This is a genomic window from Paraburkholderia yinzeri, assembly GCF_046581065.1.
Taxonomy (GTDB): Bacteria; Pseudomonadota; Gammaproteobacteria; order Burkholderiales; family Burkholderiaceae; genus Paraburkholderia.
The window spans coordinates 483,825-502,495 of record NZ_JBFOCJ010000001.1; the positions used below are offsets into that span (position 1 = coordinate 483,825).

16 protein-coding genes are annotated in these 18,671 nt (G+C 65.4%); 13 read left to right on the forward strand and 3 right to left on the reverse strand.

The features are described from left to right. The first annotated feature begins 220 nt into the window (after positions 1-220). The 7 genes from pcaD to WJ542_RS02360 all read left to right on the forward strand — a co-directional run bounded on the left by pcaD (position 221) and on the right by WJ542_RS02360 (position 7,798). Complete coding sequence (gene pcaD, locus WJ542_RS02330) at positions 221-1,009, forward strand: 3-oxoadipate enol-lactonase (protein WP_411187501.1); 789 nt, start codon at positions 221-223, stop codon at positions 1,007-1,009. A gap of 173 nt (positions 1,010-1,182) precedes the next feature. Continuing rightward, positions 1,183-1,440: a BTH_I0359 family protein gene (locus WJ542_RS02335; RefSeq protein WP_027793328.1), complete on the forward strand. Its 258-nt coding sequence runs from the start codon at positions 1,183-1,185 to the stop codon at positions 1,438-1,440. Positions 1,441-1,665: 225 nt separating this feature from the next. Beyond that, a complete protein-coding gene (locus WJ542_RS02340) occupies positions 1,666-2,751 on the forward strand; it encodes a homocysteine S-methyltransferase family protein (protein WP_411187503.1) in 1,086 nt (361 codons plus the stop codon). Between the two features lie 69 nt (positions 2,752-2,820). After that, positions 2,821-5,553, forward strand: coding sequence for a methionine synthase (gene metH / locus WJ542_RS02345; RefSeq protein WP_411190454.1), 2,733 nt, complete (start codon positions 2,821-2,823; stop codon positions 5,551-5,553). A gap of 302 nt (positions 5,554-5,855) precedes the next feature. Continuing rightward, the gene (locus WJ542_RS02350) at positions 5,856-6,059 is read left to right on the forward strand and encodes an acid-shock protein (RefSeq protein ID WP_411187505.1); all 204 of its coding nucleotides are present in this window, start codon (positions 5,856-5,858) and stop codon (positions 6,057-6,059) included. 246 nt (positions 6,060-6,305) lie between these two features. After that, positions 6,306-6,905: a type IV toxin-antitoxin system AbiEi family antitoxin domain-containing protein gene (locus tag WJ542_RS02355; protein WP_411187507.1), complete on the forward strand. Its 600-nt coding sequence runs from the start codon at positions 6,306-6,308 to the stop codon at positions 6,903-6,905. Next, positions 6,902-7,798, forward strand: coding sequence for a nucleotidyl transferase AbiEii/AbiGii toxin family protein (locus WJ542_RS02360; protein WP_411187509.1), 897 nt, complete (start codon positions 6,902-6,904; stop codon positions 7,796-7,798). Before WJ542_RS02355 ends, WJ542_RS02360 begins: the two co-directional genes overlap by 4 nt. A gap of 142 nt (positions 7,799-7,940) precedes the next feature. On the opposite strand, the gene WJ542_RS02365 is transcribed toward WJ542_RS02360, so the two are convergent. Further along, positions 7,941-8,267, reverse strand: coding sequence for a DUF1840 domain-containing protein (locus WJ542_RS02365; protein WP_411187511.1), 327 nt, complete (start codon positions 8,265-8,267; stop codon positions 7,941-7,943). Between the two features lie 330 nt (positions 8,268-8,597). Here WJ542_RS02365 and argS point away from each other — a divergent pair, with 330 nt between their 5' ends. The 6 genes from argS (at position 8,598) to WJ542_RS02395 (ending at position 15,118) form a co-directional block, all read left to right on the forward strand. Next, positions 8,598-10,382, forward strand: a complete 1,785-nt coding sequence (gene argS, locus WJ542_RS02370; RefSeq protein ID WP_411187513.1) for an arginine--tRNA ligase — start codon at positions 8,598-8,600, stop codon at positions 10,380-10,382. Between the two features lie 86 nt (positions 10,383-10,468). After that, entirely contained in the window at positions 10,469-11,296 is an 828-nt protein-coding gene (locus tag WJ542_RS02375) for an SPOR domain-containing protein (protein WP_411187515.1), read from the forward strand. A 50-nt stretch (positions 11,297-11,346) separates the two neighbouring features. Next, positions 11,347-11,991, forward strand: a complete 645-nt coding sequence (locus WJ542_RS02380) for a thiol:disulfide interchange protein DsbA/DsbL (RefSeq protein ID WP_411187517.1) — start codon at positions 11,347-11,349, stop codon at positions 11,989-11,991. A gap of 16 nt (positions 11,992-12,007) precedes the next feature. After that, entirely contained in the window at positions 12,008-12,784 is a 777-nt protein-coding gene (locus WJ542_RS02385; protein WP_411187519.1) for an SDR family oxidoreductase, read from the forward strand. 143 nt (positions 12,785-12,927) lie between these two features. Continuing rightward, entirely contained in the window at positions 12,928-14,556 is a 1,629-nt protein-coding gene (locus WJ542_RS02390; protein WP_411187521.1) for an ABC transporter substrate-binding protein, read from the forward strand. 259 nt (positions 14,557-14,815) lie between these two features. Beyond that, a complete protein-coding gene (locus WJ542_RS02395; RefSeq protein ID WP_411187523.1) occupies positions 14,816-15,118 on the forward strand; it encodes a hypothetical protein in 303 nt (100 codons plus the stop codon). A 106-nt stretch (positions 15,119-15,224) separates the two neighbouring features. Here WJ542_RS02395 and fabI read toward each other — a convergent pair whose 3' ends face one another. Both fabI and WJ542_RS02405 read right to left on the reverse strand, forming a co-directional pair. Then, positions 15,225-16,004 carry an enoyl-ACP reductase FabI gene (fabI, locus tag WJ542_RS02400; RefSeq protein WP_411187525.1) on the reverse strand — a complete coding sequence of 260 codons (780 nt, stop codon included), beginning with the start codon at positions 16,002-16,004 and terminating at the stop codon, positions 15,225-15,227. 20 nt (positions 16,005-16,024) lie between these two features. Then, a complete protein-coding gene (locus WJ542_RS02405) occupies positions 16,025-18,640 on the reverse strand; it encodes a DUF3141 domain-containing protein (protein ID WP_411187527.1) in 2,616 nt (871 codons plus the stop codon). Positions 18,641-18,671 lie beyond the last annotated feature (31 nt).

Sequence of the window (18,671 nt, forward strand, 5' to 3'; positions counted from 1 at the left end):
GGAAAAGAACTGACGAAAGCATCACGGCGCGTCACGCATACGAACCTATCTCGCGCGTACTGACCGCGCAAAAATCGCGCATCAACCGAGGACAGCAGCAAACATCGCCCCGCGCACCGGCAGGCACCAACAGGCGCGCGGGTTGCTCCACCGGCATCGCATCCACGCAGCACCTCGCAGACGGCCTGACTCCCGACCCGGCAACGTGAAGGAGGAAACCATGCAAGTGACTGTCAACGGCATCGATACGCACTACGTCCTCGACGACCGCAGTGGCGGTCCCATGCTCACGTTCGTGCATCAGTTGGGCGGCGACCTCACGGTATGGGATCCGCTTGCGGGTCATTTCCGGCATCGCTATGGCGTGTTGCGCTACGACGTGCGCGGTCATGGTGCGAGTGCCATTTCACGCGAACCGTACGGCTTCGCACACCTCGCCGCCGATCTGCGCGCCATGCTCGACGCTATGGGCGTGACGACCACGCATCTCGTCGGCATGTCGATGGGCGGCATGATCGCGCAGCAGTTCGCGATCGACTATCCGTCGCGCGTGCTCTCGCTCACGCTTTGCGACACGTCGAGCCGCACGCCGCCCGAAGCGCGCGACATGTGGAACCAACGCGCCGCGCTCGTGCGCCGCGAAGGCACGACGGCACTCGCGAACGCAACGATGGAGCGCTGGTTCACGCCCGACTTTCGCCGCGCGCATCGCGACACCGTCGAGAAAATTTGTGACGTTTTATTACGGACAGCTTCGGAAGGTTATGCCATGGCCTGCGAGGCACTACGCGATTTCGACGTCCATGCAAAGCTCGCAGCATTGCGCACGCCGACGCTCGCCATCGCTGGCCGCTACGACGGCGGAACGCCGGTCGCTGTGACAGAGGCGCTCGCGCAGGCCATCGAAGGCGCCCATTTCGAAATACTTGATGCGGCCCATCTGGCCCCGGTAGAGGAGTCCCACAGGTTTGCGGCTTTGCTTGAAACGTTTCTGCACCGGGCAGTCTAACCAATGCGAGCAGAACGATGACAGTGAGGCTGGCAAGAGGCGGAGGTCGAAGGGCGAGCATGACGGATGAGTTGCCATGCGAGTCCCCTTGAATTCCAGCTTGAACGCTCCATGTATGGTCACAAGCAAAGAGGCTGCAAAGCCAGGGAGCACAGGAAAAAAGGAGTGTCGCCATGCAGATGATCTACAACAGTCCCAATTATTGCGTTGTCGAATTCCCCCCGCAGGACGGCCACGTCGCGATGAACGCCGGGGGCTATGAAATCGTCGACAAAAACGCGCGCCGCGAGATATTTATCGACGGCGTGATGGCGGCAAGCTTTCGCGAGCACGTGCAAAAGCTGATGCAGGAGGAACAGACGCCCGACGAAGTCGACGAATTCCTCGGTCAATTCGACAGTCTCATGCAGCAGCCCGTCGTGCTTCACTGAGGTGCTTCACCGAAATCGCACTGAGCCTGCGTAGGTCGCGGCACTCGTGCTCAGGGAACCCCGTCCGCTTCGGCGGCCGGGGTTTTCTTTTGGGTCTTCCTTTTTTTTTGGGGGGGGGTTCTGGTCAGGTGGCCCAGCCCCACGGCAGCGCCGGGCGAGGCGCCCCGGCTGCGGCTACAATACAGGGTTCCCTCGTTCAACCGGCGCCAAGCCCGTCCGCCCTTCATGAACCAGCCTGCCGATACCGTCTCCCGCACCGCCGCCGCCCGTCCTGACGCAAGCGGGCGCTACACGCGCGGCGCTGCCCTGCCCGCGCTGCTCGCTTCGCGCATCGTGATCCTCGACGGTGCGATGGGCACGATGATCCAGCGCTACAAGCTCGATGAAGCCGCATACCGTGGCGAGCGCTTCAAGGACTACCCGCGCGACATCAAGGGCAACAACGAGTTGCTCTCGCTCACGCAGCCGCAAATCATCAGCGAGATTCACGAGCAGTACCTCGCGGCGGGCGCGGATATCCTGGAGACCAACACGTTCGGCGCGACCACGGTCGCTCAGGACGACTACGGCATGGGCGAGCTCGCCGTCGAGATGAACGTCGAATCGGCGAAGCTCGCGCGCGCAGCGTGCGACAAGTATTCGACGCCGGACAAGCCGCGCTTCGTCGCCGGCGCGATCGGGCCGACACCGAAGACCGCGAGCATTTCGCCCGACGTGAACGACCCGGGCGCGCGCAACGTCACGTTCGAAGAGCTCCGCATGGCGTACTACGAGCAGGCGAAGGCGCTCATGGACGGCGGCTGCGACCTGTTCCTCGTCGAGACGATCTTCGACACGCTCAATGCCAAGGCCGCGCTCTTTGCGCTCGACCAGTTGTTCGAGGACACCGGCGAGATCCTGCCGATCATGATCTCGGGCACCGTGACCGACGCGTCGGGCCGCATTCTCTCGGGGCAAACCGTCGAGGCATTCTGGAACTCGCTGCGCCACGCGAAGCCGCTCACGTTCGGGCTGAACTGCGCGCTTGGCGCGGCGCTCATGCGCCCGTACATCGCCGAACTCGCGAAGCTCTGCGACACCTACGTGTCGTGCTATCCGAACGCGGGCTTGCCGAATCCGATGAGCGAAACGGGCTTCGACGAAACGCCTGCCGATACGTCCGGACTCCTGAAGGAATTCGCCACGGCCGGTCTCGTGAACGTCGCGGGCGGCTGCTGCGGCACCACGCCCGAGCACATCGCCGCGATCGCGAAGGCGCTCGCCGAGATCAAGCCGCGCCGCTGGCCCGGCCAGTATCGCGATGCAGCCTGAGCCTCGCTCGCCGCTTTATCGTCGCTTTTATCATCGACTCCGCGCCCCGCTCTCCCGAGACACCATCCGATCCGGTCCCACGCCATGACTGACCACACCCTGCGCCTTTCCGGCCTCGAACCCTTCAACGTCAACGAAGGCACGCTGTTCATCAACGTCGGCGAGCGCACGAACGTGACCGGCTCGAAGGCGTTTGCGCGGATGATCCTGAACGGCCAGTTCGACGAGGCGCTCGCGGTCGCGCGCCAGCAGGTCGAGAACGGCGCGCAGGTCATCGACGTCAACATGGACGAGGCCATGCTCGACTCGAAGGCGGCGATGGTGCGCTTCATGAACCTGATCGCCTCCGAGCCCGACATCGCGCGCGTGCCGATCATGATCGACTCGTCGAAGTGGGAGGTGATCGAGGCAGGCCTGCAATGCGTGCAGGGCAAGGCGATCGTGAATTCGATCTCGCTGAAGGAAGGCAAGGAACCCTTCATCCATCACGCGAAGCTGATTCGCCGCTATGGCGCGGCGGCCGTCGTGATGGCCTTCGACGAACAGGGCCAGGCCGACACCTACGCGCGCAAGACCGAGATCTGCAAGCGCTCGTACGACGTCCTCGTGAACGAGGTAGGGTTCCTGCCGGAAGACATCATCTTCGACCCGAACATCTTCGCGGTCGCGACGGGCATCGAGGAGCACAACAACTACGCGGTCGACTTCATCGAGGCGACGCGCTGGATCAAGCAGAATCTGCCGTACGCGAAGATCAGCGGCGGCGTCTCGAACGTGTCGTTCTCGTTCCGCGGCAACGACCCGGTGCGCGAGGCGATCCACACCGTGTTCCTCTACTACGCCATTCAGGCGGGCATGGACATGGGCATCGTCAACGCGGGCCAGCTCGGCGTATATGCCGACCTCGATCCCGAACTGCGCGATCGCGTGGAAGACGTGGTGCTCAACCGCCGCGAAGACGCGACCGACCGCCTGCTCGAAATCGCCGACAAGTTCAAGACCGGCGCCGCGAAGAAGGAAGAGAACCTCGAGTGGCGCAATCAGCCCGTCGAGAAGCGTCTCGCGCATGCGCTCGTGCATGGCATCACGAACTTCATCGTAGAGGACACCGAAGAAGCGCGCGCGAAAATCATGGATGGCGGCGGCCGTCCGATCAACGTGATCGAAGGCCCGCTCATGGACGGCATGAACGTGGTCGGCGACCTGTTCGGCCAGGGCAAGATGTTCCTGCCGCAGGTCGTGAAGTCGGCGCGCGTGATGAAGCAGGCCGTGGCGCACCTGATTCCGTTCATCGAGGAAGAAAAGCGCCTGCTCGCCGAAGCGGGCGGCGACGTGCGCGCGAAGGGCAAGATCGTTATCGCGACCGTGAAGGGCGACGTGCACGACATCGGCAAGAACATCGTGTCGGTCGTGCTCCAGTGCAACAACTTCGAAGTGGTCAACATGGGCGTGATGGTCCCGTGCAACGAGATTCTCGCCAGGGCAAAAGTCGAGGGCGCGGATATCGTCGGGCTCTCGGGCCTGATTACGCCGTCGCTCGAAGAGATGGCCTATGTCGCGAGCGAAATGCAGCGCGACGACTACTTCCGCATCAAGAAGATTCCGCTGCTGATCGGCGGCGCGACCACCTCGCGCGTGCACACGGCCGTGAAGATCGCGCCGCATTACGAAGGCCCGGTCGTGTACGTGCCCGACGCGTCGCGCTCGGTATCGGTCGCATCGAGCCTGCTTTCCGACGAAGGCGCGACGAAGTACATCGACGAGCTCAAGAGCGATTACGACCGCATCCGCGACCAGCACGCCAATCGCAAGGCCACGCCGCTCGTGACGCTAGAAGAGGCGCGCGCGAACAAGACGAAGATCGACTGGGCGGGCTACCAGCCCGTCAAGCCCAAGTTCATCGGCCGCCGCCTGTTCAAGAACTTCGACCTGCACGAGCTCGCGAACTACATCGACTGGGGCCCGTTCTTCCAGACGTGGGATCTCGCCGGCCCGTATCCTGCGATTCTCAACGACGAGATCGTCGGCGAATCGGCGCGCAAGGTGTTCTCCGACGCGAAGTCGATGCTCGCGCGCCTGATCCAGGGCCGCTGGCTCCAGGCAAACGGCGTGCTCGCGCTGTTGCCCGCGAACACCGTCAACGACGACGACATCGAGATCTACACCGACGAATCGCGCAGCGAAGTCGCACTCACGTGGCGCAACCTGCGCCAGCAGTCCGTGCGCCCGGTGGTGGACGGCGTGATGCGCCCGAACCGCTCGCTCGCCGACTTCATCGCGCCGAAAGACTCGGGCGTGGCCGACTACATCGGCATGTTCGCGGTGACGGCCGGCATAGGCGTGGACGTGAAGGAAGCGCAGTTCGAGAAGGATCACGACGACTACAGCGCGATCATGCTCAAGGCGCTCGCGGACCGCTTTGCGGAAGCGTTCGCCGAGGCGATGCACGCGCGCGTACGCCGCGACCTGTGGGGCTACGCAGCCGGCGAAACGCTCGACAACAACGCGCTGATCGACGAGAAGTACTCGGGTATCCGCCCGGCACCGGGCTATCCGGCGTGCCCGGACCACCTCGTGAAGCGCGACATGTTCGAGTTCCTGCAGGCGGGCGAGATTGGCATGAGCGTGACCGAGTCGCTGGCCATGCTGCCGGCGGCGAGCGTTTCGGGCTTCTATCTGGCGCATCCGGACAGCACGTACTTCTCGGTCGGCAAGATCGGCGCCGACCAGCTCGCCGACTTTGGGCGCCGCATGGCGCTCTCCGACGAGGACGCCCGCCGCGCGCTCGCACCGCTGCTCTGAGACACGGCGTAGCGCTTCCGGACCTCCCCTGGCCCGACGATTCGGCGGCAGCTTGCCGTTGCCGCTTTTCCTGCGATCCGCGGCGCGGCAACCCTTGCGTTGCCGCGCCGCGATATATGCCGGCCGATAGACTGAATATTTGGCACGCGCGACTTTTCGTCTTTGTAAGATGGGCTGGCACCACCCTAGGCCAGACGGGCCAAACGAGCCAGGCGGACGGGCGCGAAATGCGCCGCCGCCCGCCACCTTACCGGCTCGCTCATCAGCAAATCCTTAAAAGCAACACTCGACGGAGAAATCGTATGAAGAAGCTGATGTTGATGTTGACCGCATTCGGCGTTGCTGCGCTCGCCCAGCCGTCGTTCGCCCAGCCGGCCTCTCATCCGGAAGCGAGCGCGGTTTCGTCGTATTCCGCCCCCACCGAAAAGCACGTGAAGAAGCCGAAGAAGAAAAAGGCGAAGAAGGGTGCCGCTTCGGCTGCAGCACCGGCAGCCGCCAGCCAGTAAGCACGATGCCGCGAAAGGCGGCGTACCCGGAAAACAGGGATCCGCACATGCGGACTCCTCACAAAACCCAGGCCCCGGGCCTGGGTTTTGTTATTGGTGAGCCATGCTGAAGAAACTGCGTCCTGCCTGGGTGCAGATCAAAGTGCCCCATCATGGAAGCGAACCGCGAATCCGGTCCAAAGCTAGAATGTTTCTAATTATCGGTAAATATTGACATATACCTACAAATTGGAACACCATCGACCGATGGAAAACTCGACCGACAAACTGCTGGCCATGGTGCGTACCGCGGGCCTGATTCGCGCCAGAGATCTGGCGCCGCTAGGTATTGCCCGCGTGACGCTCACGCGCGCGGTGAGAAAGGGGCAAATCGAGCGGCTCGGTCGCGGGCTGTATGGGCTGACGACACGATCCGTCTCGGCTCACGGCACACTGGCGGAAGTGGCGCGGCGTGTACCCAACGGAGTCATTTGCCTGCTGTCGGCCCTGCGCTTTCACGGCCTGACAACTCAGGCCCCTTTTGAAGTCTGGGTCGCCATTGCCAACAAGGCGGCCACTCCCCGGCTCGGCTACCCCCCGCTGCGGGTTATTCGCTTCTCCGGCGTGACACTGTCCGAAGGCGTCGATTCAATCATTGTCGACGGTGTGCCCGTACGCATAACCGGCGTCGCCAGGACAGTGGCAGACTGCTTCAAATTCCGGAACAAGATCGGGCTGGACGTGGCGCTCGAAGCGCTGCGCGAAGCGTGGCGCGAAAAGCGTATGAGCAGCGACGATATCTGGCACTACGCGAGGATCTGCCGGGTTGCCAACGTCATGCGCCCGTACCTGGAAAGCCTGGAATGAACCGCCCTCGCAATCTTGCCGCGTCGGTGCGCGCGAAGCTGCTCAACAAGGCGCGTGCCGAGGGGCTCGATTTCAACCTGCTCCTGACCCGGTACGCGCTGGAACGGATGCTGTACCGCCTGAGCGTCTCCCGCCATCGCGACAATTTCCTGCTCAAAGGATCACTGCTTTTCGACCTGTGGTTCGACGTACCGCATCGACCGACCCACGATGCGGATCTGCTCGGATTCACGCTCGCGGAAGTCCCTCAACTGATCACGGTGTTCCGGGAAATCAGCGAAGTCGAAAGCGACGACGGCGTCGTTTTTCAAGCCGAAACCGTGCGAGCGGCCGAAATCCGCAAAGAGGCCAACTACGCTGGCGTTCGCGTCACGCTAACCGGACTGCTCGATGGAGCGCGCTGCCCGGTGCAGATCGACATTGGATTCGGCGATGCGGTCGTTCCTGGCCCTGAGGAATCGCACTATCCCGTCATCCTCGAAGGGATGCCACAGCCGTATTTGCGCGTCTATCCCCAGTACACCGTTATCGCGGAGAAACTGGAAGCGATTGCTACGCTCGGCATGCTCAACACCAGAATGAAGGACTATTTCGATCTATGGGTGCTGGCTCGACATGCTGAAATCGATCGCGCCATTCTGGAGAGAGCGATACAGGCAACGTTCGAACGTCGGGGAACAGCGATACCTGCCGATCTGCCATTGGGACTGAGCGACGAATTTGCTCACGATGAGAGAAAGGTTCAGCAGTGGCAGGCATTTCAGCGCAAAAATCGCCTGGATTCCGTACCGCTATCCGACGTAGTCACGGCGCTGCGTCAATTTTTGCTACCGGCCCTGGAACGGCTGACAACCGGAAGTGCCGGGGACTACGCCTTGAAAACGAATCGCTAAAAGACAAAACCCCGCGTTCTAAAAAACGCGGGGTTCATCACGTCGTTGCCTGCCTGAAAGGCCAGCGTCGCGGGCTCTTCGTTCCAATGTCCAGCACGGAGCGGGTATTCCTGAGTTCTCCCCCCACCGCCCCGCGACCAACTCAAAGCCCCCAGACGATATCGCTCTGCTCCTTGCGGGCCGCACGCAGCATGTCGAGGAACGGGAAGGCGCGCTGGGCGAGGCCCACCGGCAGTTCATGGTGATCGTGACCTTCTTCGCCCTCGTGGAAATGGCCTTCGTGCTCGGCACGTTCTTTTTTGTCGGTGGCGATGGCCGCCTCCAGCTTCGTGATCGCGACGTCGAGTTCGTCGTGCGTGATCACACCACGCGGCCCGAGCCGCTTGCCGATAATGCCGAGCAGGTATTGAGCGAGATTTTCCAGCATCGTGACGTCGGGCGACGCACGGCATTTGAATGTAACCAGCATGACGGTTCCCTTTTGATTTTTTGAGGTCCGCGCGCTTGACGGACGGGCCGGGAGAACGAAACGGCGAGGCCGGCCAAATGCTGCCGGCGAGGCGCAGCCAGAGAATGGGCCCCGGCAGGCAATCCGGTGCGGCAGCCGCACCCGGATGGCATTCACCCTTGCCGGGCTTCTCATTTCACATATTAGCACCTGCTAAAATCCGTCTGAACGGAATTACCCGCAGGGCGCGGCCGAATGGCCAGTTCGGCCCGGATTGGCCAGATTCGGCCTGATTTGGCCCGAAGCGCGGCCGGGCGCTCTCAAACTACCCGCACAGGACCTGCAACAAGCATGCTGCCCGCACAGAAACACACCCTGGAGACCCTGCTCGCCGACGCCGTCGGCCAGGTGGCCAAGGCCCTCGACGGCGCCACCGAAGCGGCATTCGTCGTGCCCGCGATCACGCTCGAGCGTCCAAAGGTCGCCGCGCACGGCGACGTCGCCTGCAACGTGGCCATGCAGCTCGCCAAGCCGCTGCGCGCCAATCCGCGCCAGCTCGCCCAGCAGATCGTGGACGCCGCGCTCGCGCTGCCCGCCGCCGCCGGGCTGATCGAGGCCGCCGAAGTGGCGGGCCCCGGCTTCATCAACCTGCGCCTCGCGGCCAGCGCGAAGCGCGCCGTGATCGGCGCCGTATTCGCCGAAGGCGAGGCGTTCGGCCGCTCGCAGCGCGAAGCGGGCAGGCACGTGCTGGTCGAATTCGTCTCCGCGAACCCCACAGGCCCGCTGCACGTCGGCCACGGCCGCCAGGCCGCGCTCGGCGACGCCATCTCGAACGTGCTGGCCTCGCAGGGCTACGATGTGCACCGCGAGTTCTACTACAACGACGCGGGCGTGCAGATCGGCAACCTCGCCATCTCCACCCAGGCGCGCGCGCGCGGCTTCAAGCCCGGCGACGCCGAGTGGCCGGAAGCGGCCTACAACGGCGAATACATCGCCGACATCGCGCGCGACTACCTCGCGGGCGAGACCGTCGCCGCGAAGGACGGCGAGCCCGTGAAGGGCGCGCAGAACCCCGACGACCTCGACGCGATCCGCCGCTTCGCCGTGGCCTATCTGCGCCACGAGCAGGATCTCGACCTGCAGGCGTTCGGCGTGAAGTTCGACCGCTACTACCTCGAGTCCTCGCTCTACACCGAGGGCCGCGTCGAGAAGACCGTCGAGGCGCTCGTCGCTTCGGGCGAGACCTACGAGCAAGAAGGCGCGTTGTGGCTCAAGACGACCGAGTACGGCGACGACAAGGACCGCGTGATGCGCAAGTCCGACGGCACCTACACGTACTTCCTGCCCGACGTCGCCTATCACGTTACCAAGTGGGAGCGCGGCTTCACGAAGGTCATCAACATCCAGGGCTCGGACCACCACGGCACCATCGCGCGCGTGCGTGCGGGCCTGCAGGCGCTTGGCGTCGGCATTCCGAAGGGCTATCCCGACTACGTGCTGCACAAGATGGTCACGGTGATGCGCGACGGCCAGGAAGTGAAGATCTCGAAGCGCGCGGGCAGCTACGTAACCGTGCGCGACCTGATCGAATGGTCGGGCGGCGCCAACCCGGGCAGCGAAGTTTCTCCCGATCTGCTCGACGAAGCGACCATTCGCCGCGGCCGCGACGCCGTGCGCTTCTTCCTGATCTCGCGTAAGGCGGACACCGAGTTCGTGTTCGACATCGACCTCGCGCTCAAGCAGAACGACGAAAATCCCGTCTACTACGTGCAGTACGCGCACGCGCGCATCTCGACGATCCTGGCCGACTGGCAGGCGAAGCACGGCGGAAACCTCGCCGCGCTGCCGCAGGTCGACCTGGCGCCGCTTTCCAGCGAGCGTGCGCTCGCCCTGATCGGCAAGCTCGCCGAGTTCCCCGACATGCTCACGCACGCCGCGGCCGAACTCGCGCCGCACGCGGTCGCGTTCTACCTGCGCGAACTCGCCGCCGAGTTTCACTCGTTCTACAATGCCGAACGCGTTCTGGTCGAGAATGCCGACGAGCGCGACGCCCGCGTCGCGCTGCTCGCGGCGACGCGCCAGGTCCTCGCGAACGGCCTCGCGGTGATCGGCGTTTCGGCTCCCGAGCGCATGTAACGAACTTACAGCGCGACAGCACACACGAAGCAACATGCATGGGGCCGCCGGCTTCTCAAGCGGGCGGCCATTCCAGATTCTCTTGTTTGCAGGTGATTCAGACGATGGCAAAACCGCGCCGCAGCAATACGAAGCAGCAGTCGAAACAGTCCGGGGGCACCTTCCTCGGCATCGTGCTGGGCCTGATTGTCGGCCTTGCCATCGCGGTGGTGGTGGCGCTCTACATTACGCGCGCGCCCACGCCGTTCGTCGCGAAGGTCGCGCCGCCCGCCTCCGATGCGAGCGACGCCAGCGGCCAGTACGATCCGAACCGCGCGCTGCAGGGCAAGTCGCCGGGCCAGCCGGTGCCGCAGACCGCACAGAACGCGCCGCCCAACACCGCACCGGGCCAGAGCACGAACCCGTCGCAGCCGTCGGGCATGCTCGCGGAGCCGCAGATCGTGGAAGTGCCGCCTTCGGGCTCGGCGCAGGATAACGGCAACGCGAACGGCGTGGCCGTCGCGCCGGCGCCTTCCACCGGCAACAACGCGGCCCCTGCGGCGAAGCCGCAGCCGCAGCCCAACCCGGCCCAGATTCTCGCGGGCAACGAGCCGCCGAAGTCGCCCACGGCCATCCCTGCGCCGGGCGCGAAGCCCGCGCAAGGCAGTTCGGCCGCACCGTCCGCCAATGACGCCAACACCGGCTACTTCCTGCAGGTGGGCGCCTACAAGACCTCGGGCGACGCCGAACAGCAGCGCGCGCGCCTCGCGTTCCAGGGCTTCGAGTCGAAGGTCACGCAGCGCGATGCGGGCGGGGTCACGTACTATCGAGTCCGCATAGGCCCGTTCGCGAAGTTCGACGACATGAACTCCACGCGCCAGCACCTGTCCGACGCCGGTATCGATACGGCTGTCATTCGCTTCACGAAGCAGTAAAAAACGAGACGACCGGCCCCGCCGGTCGCGACAACACGAGTCAGAAGAACATGAAACGACTTCTTGGTACGCTTTTGCTTTTGCTTTCGCTTTCGATGCTCGCCGGTACGGCGCACGCCTCGCCCTCCGCGCCCGTGGCCGGCAAGGACTACACGGTCCTCGCGCAACCACAGCCGCTCGACGTGCCCGCGGGCAAGATCGAGGTCATCGAGTTCATGTGGTACGGCTGCCCGCACTGCAACGAATTCGACCCGTACCTCGAGGCGTGGATCGCGAAGCAGGCGCCGGACGTCGTGTTCAAGCGCGTGCCGGTGGCATTCCGCGACGACTTCATCCCGCACTCGAAGATGTACTACGCGCTCGACGCGCTCGGCCTCGCGAACAAGCTCACGCCCGCCGTGTTCCACGAAATCCACGTGAACAAGGACTACCTGCTCACGCCGGAAGACCAGGCCAAGTTCCTCGCCACGCAGGGCGTCGACCCGAAGAAGTACATGGAAGCGTACAACTCGTTCTCGACGCAGAGCGCCCTCCAGCGCGACAAGGCGCTCATGGACGCGTACAAGATCGACGGCGTGCCCACGCTCGCCGTGCAAGGCAAGTACGAAACGGGCCCGGCCGCGACCAACAGCCTGCCGGGCACGATCCAGGTGCTCGACTTCCTCGTCTCGCAGATCCGCGCGAAGAAGATGTAAGCCCCGGCGCGCCGGTATGAGTCAACCGCTGAAGGTCTTCATCACCGGCGCGTCGAGCGGCATCGGCGCGGCGCTGGCCGCCGAATACGCGCGGCGCGGCGCCATCCTCGGGCTCGTCGCGCGCCGCGCCGAGGCCCTCGCCGGCTTCCGGCAAGCCCACCCGCAGCAAGCCATCTCGATCTATCCCGCCGACGTGCGCGACGCCGAAACGCTCGCCCACGCCGCGCGCGCCTTCGTCGCCGAGCATGGCCAACCCGACATCGTGATCGCCAACGCGGGCGTAAGCCGCGGCGTCGTCACCGGTCAAGGCGACCTCGCCGCCTTTCGCGACGTGATGGACACCAACTACTTCGGCATGGTAGCCACCTTCGAGCCGTTCGCTGCCGCGATGAGCGAGGCGCGGCACGGCACGCTCGTCGGCATCGCTAGCGTGGCCGGGGTGCGCGGGCTGCCGGGCTCGGGTGCGTACAGCGCGTCGAAGGCCGCGGCGTTCGCTTATCTCGAGTCGCTGCGCGTCGAGATGCGGCCGTTCGGCGTACGGGTCGTCACGATCGCGCCCGGCTACATCCGTACGCCGATGACGGCGAAGAACCCCTACCCCATGCCGTTCCTCATGGACGCCGACCGTTTCGCCGCGAAGACGGCGGACGCGATCGCACGCGGCACGTCGTTCGCCGTGTTTCCCTGGCCGATGCGCGTGACGGCTGCGCTGCTCCGGGTCCTGCCGCGCTGGCTCTACGACCGCCTGTTCGAGAAGGCGCCGCGCAAACCGCGCACTGCCGCGAGCGACTGAATCCGCACGGATGCGGGGCGTCCCCCTGCGCGTCTGACCGCACGGGCCCCGCCTGGCGCCCGCACGGCCATATGGGTATGCGGTTTAAGTTGTTGTCTCGACAATTCCCCTTCGCTAAGCTTGCCCCGACAACCGGAGATCCCATGCGCTTCACCTCGCCTGCCCCCGCGCTCGCCCGCCTGCGCAACGCCGCCGCGTGCACCCTCGGCGCGGCGCTCGCGCTCGCCGCTGCGCCCGCACTCGCGAAGCCGCTGATCGTCTGCACGGAATCGAGCCCGGACGGTTTCGACGTGGTGCAGTTCAATTCGCTTGTGACGACGAACGCCTCGGCCGACGTGATCTTCAACTCGCTCGTCTCGTACGACGAGGCCGCCAAAAAGGTCGTGCCCGCCCTCGCCGACCGATGGGACGTGAGCGCCGACGGCCTCACCTACACGTTCCATCTGCGCCCGAACGTGCAGTTCCAGACGACCGCCTGGTTCAAACCCACGCGCGCGCTCAACGCGGACGACGTCGTCTTCACGTTCGATCGCATGCTCGACGCGAACAACCCCTGGCACAGCGTGACGGGGCCGAGCGGTTTCCCGCATGCGCAGTCGATGGGCCTCGCGAAGCTCGTCAAGTCGATCTCCAAAGTGGACGACGGCACGGTGAAATTCGAGCTGACGGAGCCGAATTCGACCTTTCTCTCGATCCTGACGATGGGCTTCGCGTCGATCTACTCCGCCGAGTACGCGAACCAGTTGCTGAAGGCCGGCAAGCAGGTCGACCTCAACGCGCAGCCGGTGGGCACGGGCCCGTTCCAGTTGAAGAGCTACACGAAGGACGCGGTGATCCGCTATGAAGTGAACCCCGCCTACTGGGGGCCGAAGCCGAAGGTGGACCGCCTGATCTACGCGATCACGCCCGACGCCGCCGTGCGCGCGCAAAAGGTGAAGACGGGCGAATGCCTGATCGCGCTTTCGCCCAAGCCCGACGACATTGCCATTGCGAAGCGCGACAAGTCGCTCAAGGTAGTCGAAACGCCCGCGTTCATGACCGCCTTCGTCGCGCTGAACACGCAAAGGAAGCCGCTCGACAACCAGAAGGTCAGGCAGGCGCTGAACATGGCCTTCGACCGCACGACCTACCTGAAGACCGTGTTCGACAACACGGCCACGCCCGCGACGAACCCGTGGCCGCCCACCGCCTGGGGCTACGACCGTTCGATCCAGCCCTACCCCTACGACCCGGCGAAGGCGAAGCAACTGCTCGCCTCGGCGGGCTTCCCGAACGGCTTTTCGACGACGATCTGGGTGCGTCCGAACGGCAGCGTGCTGAACCCGAATCCGCGCGCGAGCGCCGAACTGCTGCAAGCCGATTTCGCGAAGATCGGCGTGAAGGCGGACATCAAGGTGATCGAGTGGGGCGAGCTGATCAAGGAAGCGAAGGAAGGCCAGCACGATACGCTGTTCATGGGCTGGGCCGGCGACAACGGCGACCCCGACAACTACCTCTCGCCGCTCTTCAGCTGCAACGCGGTGAAGTCGGGCATCAATTTCTCGCGCTTTTGCGACCCGCAGCTCGACAAGCTGATCGCCGACGGCAAGGCCACCGCCGACCAGGCGAAGCGCGTAAAGCTCTACGAAGCCGCGCAGAAGATCATTCACGATCAGGCGCTGTGGATTCCGCTCGGCTACCCCACCGCCACCGCCATCACGCGCGCCAGCGTGAGCGGCTATCAGGTGAGCCCGTTCGGCCGCCAGAACTTCGGCAACGTCGCCGTTCAGTAACGCCGGCGCGCCTCGATCCGGGCTCCGTCTTCATTCCGGGCCCGTTACAAGGATTACAGGGCGGCCTGCATTATTACGCGGCTTTACCGCCCACGAGGCCTGCGCCCGCAGCAAGGCGCACGGCGCGGCACGGCGGATGCCGCGAAGCCTCGCGCCCTGGAACATTTGGCCCAACATTGTTGCAGTTTGGTAACGCAAGGCGAAACGCGCCCCGCTACATTGAAGCCATGCAATCTTTCTTCCACCGAAGGGGGCTTAAATGAAAGCGAAACTGTTTGCCGCCTTGGGCGCCGGGGCACTGATTCTCGCCGCATCGCAATCCGCGATGGCGGGTGTGGCCATCGGCCTGAACCTCGGCGTGCCCGCGCCGGTTTACGTCGCACCGGCTCCGGTCTATGCCGCGCCGCCGCCGGCGTACTACGCACCGCCGCCGGTCGTTGCCTATCAGCCGGTTGCCGTAGCTGTGCCGTCGGTCTATATCGGCTGGCATGGCGACCGCTACTGGGACGGTCATGCCTGGTGGGGCCGCCGCGACTGGTACGCCCATCACCGCTACTACTGACCGCATCCTGCCAGCCGGTCAGTTGACGTAGAGCCGAACGCCTCGCAGTTCATTCTGCGAGGCGTTTGGTTTTTGTTGCCGGCGCAACGTCATGCGCGTTTGACCGTCACGCCATGACGTGCGCGCCGCCGTCGACATAGACAGTGTTGCCGCTCATGCGGCGCGCGTAGCGCGTGGCGAGGTACGCGGTGGCGTAGCCCACGTCCATGATGTCGACGAGTTCGCCCAGCGGCGCGCGATCGACCGCCTCGGCCAGCATACGGTCGAAGTCGGGCAGACCCGAGGCCGCACGCGTCTTCAGCGGCCCCGGCGAGATGGCATGTACGCGAATGCCGAGCGGCCCGAGCTCGTAGGCCAGATACCGGCACGACGCTTCGAGCGCGGCCTTCACCGGCCCCATGAGACTGTAGTTCGGCACGACGCGATTGGCGCCGTCGTAGCTCATCGCGAAGAGCGTGCCGCCGCGCGGCATCAGCGGCGCCGCACGCTTCGCCATGCGGATGAACGAGTGGCACGACACATCCATCGCATAGGCAAAGCCCTGCGCCGACGAGTCGAGCAGGCCGCCCTGCAGGTCGTCCTTCGGCGCATGGGCGATGGAGTGCAGCACGATGTCGAGCGCGCCCCAGGTCTCGCGGATAGCCTCGAAAGCGGCCTCCATCTGTGCGTCGTCCTCGACGTTGAGCGGCAGGAAGAGCTTCGCGTCGAGCTCGTTCGCGAGCGGCTCGACGTAAGGCTTCGCCTTGTCGTTCAGGTAGGTGATCGCGAGCTCCGCGCCGAGTTCGGCGAATGCGCGCGCGCAGCCATAAGCGATCGATTCGGCGTTCGCGATGCCCGTGACGAGCGCGCGCATGCCGGCCAGCGGCCGGTCGGGAGGAGTCTGCATGGCTTGCCTCGCTGCTGGATTCATTCGCCTGCGGGACGCGTGGCGCGGCGGCGCGAAGCCGGCGTGCCCGCGCCATGCGCCGGCGACGCGGCAGCGGCCGGGCGCGCCCGCCGCGGCGTCTTGGCTGCAGCCGGCGTCTTGGCGGCCACAGTTGCCTTGGCTTTCGCCGGTACCGGCGCGCGCTTCGCTTTCGCGGGCACCACCGGCGGGGCCTCGGGCACCTCGTCGGCAGTCGCCGCGACACGCTTCGACGCCTTCGCAGCGGCACGCTTCGGCGCGGCTTGCACCGCCGGCTCGTCGACACCCGCCGCCGTCGCCGTCGCGTCCGCCGCGCTCACGGCACCCGCAGCACCCCCAGCACCCGATAGCGCGCCCTCCTCCGGCGAGCCGGATGCCGCTCCGCCCGAGGCCGGCCCTTCCGGCGGCGGCAAACTGCTCTTCTCGCTGCCGGGTTCGAGGCCCAGCGCCTTCTGCACTTCCCGGAAGCGCTCGCGCCGCTCGCCTTCGAGCGGCCCCGACACCGTCGCGATGCGGTACACGGCCGCGAGCAGCGCACGGCGCGTGGGCATGTCGGGAACGATTTCGGTCAGTGCCTCGATGGCGGCCTGCGGGTCGAGCGCCACGATCGCGCCCTGGCGCCGCGCGGCTTCCTTCAGTTCGGCGATGCTGGGCTGACGATCGCCCAGATACTCGCGCGCCATCTCGCGCATGCGCTGGAACGGGCGATATTGCACGGTGTGCATTTCGTCGACGAGATACGCCATGATGCGCATGAACGCATCCACGAGCGTGCCCTTGCGCAGGTTCGCGCGCGCCGCGCGCAGCCGCAGTTTCGCGAGCTCCTTGCGCAGTTCCATGAGGGGCGGCCCGATCGGTTCGAGCGGCTGGCCCGGCGCCACGCCCACGAGCGCCTGCACCCACGGCGCCGTATAGACGTTGTAGAACGTGTTCTCGACCCACGCGTCGCGCGCGTCGCGGTAGAGATCCCAGGCGGACTCGATGCTCGCCGACATCTGCTGTTCGAGCTGCGTGAAGGGATTATCGGGCGCGACGGGCTTGCGGTGCTTGCGCACCGACTCGGCGAGCACCGGCAGCGCGGCGAGCGCCGGGTTCGCGTCGCTCAGCACGCTGCGCTCCACGCGCGACGGATGCGACTCGCGCAGCACATGCGCCGTGAGCGCGTTGCTCGACGCGCGCACGATCGGCGAAACCAGCAGGTCGTAGAGCCGCTGATTGTTCTCGGCAAAGCGGCGCACCACTTCGAAGGGCTGCTCGTCCGCGCGGCCGTCGTCGAGCGCGAGGATGTCGTCGATCGTGCGCCGCTCGAAGCGGATTTCGTAGCGCCCTTCGAGCGATTCGAGGCGGCCCGCCTCCGGCGTCGTGTCGGTGATCTTCGCTTCGTAGAGGCCGGGCGGCAGCACGTCGATGAGGTCGAGCGCCGAAAACAGTTCGGTGTGCTCCTTATTCGCCACGCTCGCCGAAACGAAGATGCCGAGATGCCCCACCTTGTCGTGCAGGCAGTAGACGATCACCTGCTCGTTGGCGATGACTTCGTCCACGCTCGCGTAGAGGTCGGGGATCCAGTTCAGCGCCTGCTGCGGCGGCGTGATGTTGTCGCCCCACGAGGCGAGCACGATGATCGGCGTGCGGATGTTGCGCAGGTCCACCGGCGAGCGCGCGTTCTTCGCGTACACCTCGTTGCGCGTGAGTTGATTGCCGACGAAGAGGTGCTGCACGATCCAGTCGATCTCGGCGCGGTTGAGCTGGAAGTGTCCGCCCCACCAGCGCTCGAATTCGAGGAAGCGCTCGCGTTCCGTATCGACCCGCGAATAGAGGTTGTAGAGCTTGCCCCAGAACGTGTTCGCAGGATTGAGATTCTCGAAGTTCTGCACGAGATGGGCGCCGTCGAAGTGGCCGTCGCCCAGATCGGCGGCGAGCGACGACATCCACGAACCGCCGAGCATGCCGCCCGAATAGCGCATGGGGTTCTTGCCCTTCACGCCGGCCCAGTACGAAAGCGGCGAGCCCGCCAGCATGAGCGGGCCGACCAGTTCCGGCGCGCTCGCCGCGAGCAGCGCCGCGGCCCAGCCGCCCTGGCAGTTGCCGATGATGAACGGCAGGCCGTCCGCCTCGGGATGCAGTTGGCGCACCTTGCGGATGAAGACGGCTTCCGCCTGCCCGACCGACTGGATCGTCTGCGTGGGGCACGGCACCGGGAAGAAGGTCACGAAGTAGCAGGGATGCCCCTTGCGCAGCGCGATGCCCACCTCGCTGTCCATCTTGAAGCCCGCGATGCCGGGGCCGTGGCCCGCGCGCGGATCGATGACGACGAAGGGCCGCATGCGCGCATCGGTCGGCGCGCCTTCCTCGGGCAGGATGCGCAGCAGTGCGTAATTGCAGGGGTCGTCCAGCTCGCGCCCGTCCACGACCACTTCGTAGTCGAAACGCAGCACGGGCGGCATGCCCTCCTTCTCGTGCACGTAGGTCTGATTGCCGCGCTCGCGCAGCGCGTCGAAGAACAGCACGCTGCGCTGCCACGCGTCGAACAGATAGTCGTAGAGCGGCTGAACGGCGGCCGGGGCGAACGCAGGCGTAGCGGGGGCAGCGGCGAGAGGCGTGGGGGCGAGAACAGCCACGAGGCGAATCTCCTTGAACGGGGAGCGCGCG

Excerpts from the sequence above, each read along its gene's own strand:
- WJ542_RS02355 (WP_411187507.1), top strand. The coding sequence starts at position 6,306 with ATGGAAAACTCGACCGACAAACTGCTGGCCATGGTGCGTACCGCGGGC.
- WJ542_RS02380 (WP_411187517.1), top strand. The coding sequence starts at position 11,347 with ATGAAACGACTTCTTGGTACGCTTTTGCTTTTGCTTTCGCTTTCGATG.
- pcaD (WP_411187501.1), top strand. The coding sequence starts at position 221 with ATGCAAGTGACTGTCAACGGCATCGATACGCACTACGTCCTCGACGAC.
- WJ542_RS02390 (WP_411187521.1), top strand. The coding sequence starts at position 12,928 with ATGCGCTTCACCTCGCCTGCCCCCGCGCTCGCCCGCCTGCGCAACGCC.
- WJ542_RS02385 (WP_411187519.1), top strand. The coding sequence starts at position 12,008 with ATGAGTCAACCGCTGAAGGTCTTCATCACCGGCGCGTCGAGCGGCATC.
- WJ542_RS02365 (WP_411187511.1), bottom strand. The coding sequence starts at position 8,267 with ATGCTGGTTACATTCAAATGCCGTGCGTCGCCCGACGTCACGATGCTG.
- WJ542_RS02360 (WP_411187509.1), top strand. The coding sequence starts at position 6,902 with ATGAACCGCCCTCGCAATCTTGCCGCGTCGGTGCGCGCGAAGCTGCTC.
- WJ542_RS02335 (WP_027793328.1), top strand. The coding sequence starts at position 1,183 with ATGCAGATGATCTACAACAGTCCCAATTATTGCGTTGTCGAATTCCCC.
- WJ542_RS02350 (WP_411187505.1), top strand. The coding sequence starts at position 5,856 with ATGAAGAAGCTGATGTTGATGTTGACCGCATTCGGCGTTGCTGCGCTC.
- fabI (WP_411187525.1), bottom strand. The coding sequence starts at position 16,004 with ATGCAGACTCCTCCCGACCGGCCGCTGGCCGGCATGCGCGCGCTCGTC.
- argS (WP_411187513.1), top strand. The coding sequence starts at position 8,598 with ATGCTGCCCGCACAGAAACACACCCTGGAGACCCTGCTCGCCGACGCC.
- WJ542_RS02395 (WP_411187523.1), top strand. The coding sequence starts at position 14,816 with ATGAAAGCGAAACTGTTTGCCGCCTTGGGCGCCGGGGCACTGATTCTC.
- WJ542_RS02340 (WP_411187503.1), top strand. The coding sequence starts at position 1,666 with ATGAACCAGCCTGCCGATACCGTCTCCCGCACCGCCGCCGCCCGTCCT.